4 protein-coding genes are annotated in these 3,431 nt (G+C 68.8%); 3 read left to right on the top strand and 1 reads right to left on the bottom strand.

What is annotated here, in order from left to right; genetic code table 11:
• Positions 1 to 144: 144 nt before the first annotated feature.
• On the bottom strand, positions 145 to 909 hold the full coding sequence (locus QZW52_RS19060; RefSeq protein ID WP_294001698.1) for an SDR family oxidoreductase: 765 nt from the start codon (positions 907 to 909) through the stop codon (positions 145 to 147).
• A gap of 79 nt (positions 910 to 988) precedes the next feature.
• Between QZW52_RS19060 and QZW52_RS19055 the strand changes: the two genes are divergently transcribed.
• The 3 genes from QZW52_RS19055 to QZW52_RS19045 all read left to right on the top strand — a co-directional run.
• Entirely contained in the window at positions 989 to 2,107 is a 1,119-nt protein-coding gene (locus QZW52_RS19055) for an S-(hydroxymethyl)glutathione dehydrogenase/class III alcohol dehydrogenase (protein WP_294001697.1), read from the top strand.
• A gap of 2 nt (positions 2,108 to 2,109) precedes the next feature.
• The gene (gene fghA, locus QZW52_RS19050; RefSeq protein ID WP_294001696.1) at positions 2,110 to 2,979 is read left to right on the top strand and encodes an S-formylglutathione hydrolase; all 870 of its coding nucleotides are present in this window, start codon (positions 2,110 to 2,112) and stop codon (positions 2,977 to 2,979) included.
• A 19-nt stretch (positions 2,980 to 2,998) separates the two neighbouring features.
• Positions 2,999 to 3,431 (top strand): TolB-like translocation protein (locus QZW52_RS19045; RefSeq protein WP_473964397.1); only part of this gene is annotated, 433 nt, incomplete at its 3' end.

The raw sequence follows: 3,431 nt of genomic DNA, 5'->3' as shown, positions 1-3,431 counted from the left end.
CCATAGACAAACGCGCAATTCTGAACCCCTCAGAAAAGCGCATCACCTACCCAGGCGCCTACCCACCATGGGGCAAGGCGTGCGAGCACGGTCGGTGGGGGTGGTGCCGGGTCGCTGCTGGCCGTGGCCGATCGGGCAGAAGACTCAGCGCCCACCCGACACGTCCACCACCGTCCCGGTGATGTAGGACGCTTGCACCGAGAGCAGCCACAACACCGCCCGCGCCACCTCGTCGGGATGCCCGCCCCGCTGCATCGGCACTCCTGCCTTGAGCCGCTCGACCCGCCCCGGCTCGCCGCTGCTGGCATGGATTTCGGTTTCGATCAGGCCGGGCGCAACGGCGTTGACGCGGATGCCTTCGGCGGCCACCTCGCGTGCCAGTCCGATGGTGAAGGTGTCGATGGCGCCTTTGGACGCCGCGTAATCGACGAACTCGCCCGGTGACCCCAGCCGTGCTGCACGCGACGACAGGTTGACGATGGCGCCACCCGCACCCCCCCGCGCCGTGGACATCCGCCGCACCGCTTCCCGCGCACAGAGGAAGCTGCCGACGACGTTGGTGTCGAACACGCGCCGCAGCCGGGCCGCATCCATGTCGATCACGCGGCCCTGGCGTCCGATCACGCCGGCGTTGTTGACCAGCGCCGTGATGCGGCCGAGTTCTGCATCGACCCGCTCGAACAGCCGCAGCACGTCGGCCTCGACCGCGACATCGGCTTGTACCGCCAGCGCCCGGCCGCCGTCGCCTCGGATCTGCGCGACCAAGGTGTCGGCGAGGTCTGCGCGGCTGCGGTAGCTGAGACAGACGGCGTAACCCTGCTGCGCCGCCAGCAGCGCCACCGAGGCGCCGATGCCGCGGCTGCCGCCGGTGACGAGGAGGATGGGCAGGGGAGTTTGGTCGGTGTGCATGCCGGAAAGTATCGACCCGATCGCTACACTGCGGCGAGCCCTTCGTCACCGTTACCGTCATTGCAGGAGACAACCCCCCATGAAAACCCGCGCCGCCGTCGCCTGGCAAGCAGGCCAGCCCCTCACCATCGAGACCGTGGACCTCGAAGGACCGAAGTTCGGCGAGGTGCTCGTCGAGATCAAGGCCACCGGGATCTGCCACACCGACTACTACACGCTCTCCGGCGCCGACCCGGAAGGGCTGTTCCCCGCGATCCTCGGCCATGAGGGCGCGGGCGTGGTCGTCGATGTCGGCCCCGGCGTCACCTCGCTGCGCCAGGACGACCACGTCATTCCGCTCTACACGCCCGAGTGCCGCCAGTGCAAGTTCTGCCTGAGCCGCAAGACCAACCTGTGCCAGCTCATCCGCGGCACGCAGGGCAAGGGGTTGATGCCGGACGCGACCAGCCGCTTCAGCCTGAACGGCAAGCCCATCCTCCACTACATGGGCACGTCCACCTTCAGCAACTACATCGTGGTCCCCGAGATCGCGCTGGCCAAGATCCGCCCGGACGCGCCGTTCGACAAGGTCTGCTACATCGGCTGCGGCGTGACGACCGGGGTGGGCGCGGTGCTGTTCACGGCCAAGGTCGAGGCGGGCGCGAACGTGGTCGTCTTCGGGCTGGGCGGGATCGGGCTGAACGTGATCCAGGGGGCGAAGATGGTCGGCGCCGACAAGATCATCGGCGTGGACCTGAACCCGGCCCGCGAAGCGATGGCCCGCAAGTTCGGCATGACGCACTTCCTGAACCCGAAGGACATCGAGGCGGCCGGCGGCAACCTCGTGGACGCGATCGTGCAGCTCACCGACGGCGGCGCCGACTACAGCTTCGAGTGCATCGGCAACACCAAGGTGATGCGCCAGGCGCTCGAATGCACGCACAAGGGCTGGGGCCGCAGCATCATCATCGGCGTGGCCGAGGCGGGTGCGGAGATCTCGACCCGGCCGTTCCAGCTCGTCACGGGCCGCAAGTGGGAAGGCTCGGCGTTCGGCGGCGCACGCGGACGGACGGACGTGCCGAAGATCGTGGACTGGTACATGGACGGCAAGCTCAACATCGACGACCTCATCACCCACAAGCTCAAGCTGGAAGACATCAACCGCGGCTTCGAGCTGATGAAGAGCGGCGAGTCGATCCGCTCGGTGGTGGAGTTCTGAGCATGATCGACGGATTGGAACTCGTCAGCGAGCACGGCTGCTTCGGCGGCGTGCAGCGGTTCTATCGCCATGTGTCGCGGGAGATCGGCCTGCCGATGCGGTTCGCGCTGTTCTTGCCGAAGCAGGCGCTGGCGGGTGAGGCCGTGCCGCTGCTGACCTTTCTGGCCGGGCTGACCTGCACCGAAGAGACTTTCGCGATGAAAGCCGGCGCCCAGCGCAGCGCCGCCGCACACGGGCTGGCGCTGCTGATGCCCGACACCAGCCCGCGAGGCACTGGCGTGCTCGGCGAGGCGGAGCACTGGGACTTTGGCGTCGGCGCGGGCTTTTACCTCGACGCCACACAGCCACCGTGGGCCGGTCACTGGCGCATGGAAAGCTACCTGTTGCGCGAGCTGATCCCGGCGGTGGCGGCGCAGTCCGGGCTGGATGGCACGCGGCTGGGCATTTCCGGGCACTCGATGGGCGGCCACGGCGCGCTGACGCTGGCGCTGCGGCATCCGGGTCGGTTTGCGAGCGTGTCGGCGTTCGCGCCGATCTGTGCGCCGACGCTCTGTCCATGGGGCCACAAGGCGTTCACCGGCTACCTCGGGCCGGACACCTCGACCTGGGGCGACCACGACGCGAGCGTGCTGATGGCGCGGCAGGACGGGGCGCCGTACCCCGAAGGCATCCTGATCGACCAGGGGCTGGCGGACAAGTTTCTCGTCGAGCAGTTGCACCCCGAGGCGTTCGAGGCGGCGTGTGCATCGGTCGGCCAGCCGCTCACGCTGCGGCGGCATGCGGGGTGTGACCACGGTTATTACTTCATCGCCAGCGTCGTCGAGGACCATGTGGCGCACCACGCGCGGGCCTTGCGCACCCTGTCCACCTGAGCGCACCTGAGAGGTTTCCATGCAAACCATTGCCCGCTCTTGTTCCCGTTGGCTGAACTGGTGTCTTCCGTGGCTGCTGGCCGTGCTGCAGGCCGGCTGTGCCGTCGCGCCGAAGCACGCCGCCTTGCAGGGCGACACGCTGCCGCCGCTGATCCCCGCCCGCGCGTTCTTCGCCAACACGCGCGCGTCCGGCGACTACCAGCTCTCGCCCGATGGCCGGCAGCTCGGCTGGATCGGGGTGTACGGCACCGGCCCGGCGCTGTTCGTCCGCCCGGTCGATGCGGACGGGCAGCCGACCGGGGTGGACCGCGTGGTGGCGCCGGGGCTGGGCGGTTTCCGCTGGGCGCAGGACAGCCGGCATGTGCTGTTCAGCCGCGACCAGGGCGGCAACGAGAACTACCACCTCATCGCGCTCGACACGCTGGCCAGCGAGCCGCGGGCGCGGGATCTGA

This window comes from Sphaerotilus sp. (genome assembly GCF_013299175.1).
Lineage (GTDB): Bacteria > Pseudomonadota > Gammaproteobacteria > Burkholderiales > Burkholderiaceae_C > Sphaerotilus.
The sequence above is the reverse complement of the archived record's forward strand: the minus strand, read 5'-3'. Positions and strand labels throughout refer to the sequence as shown.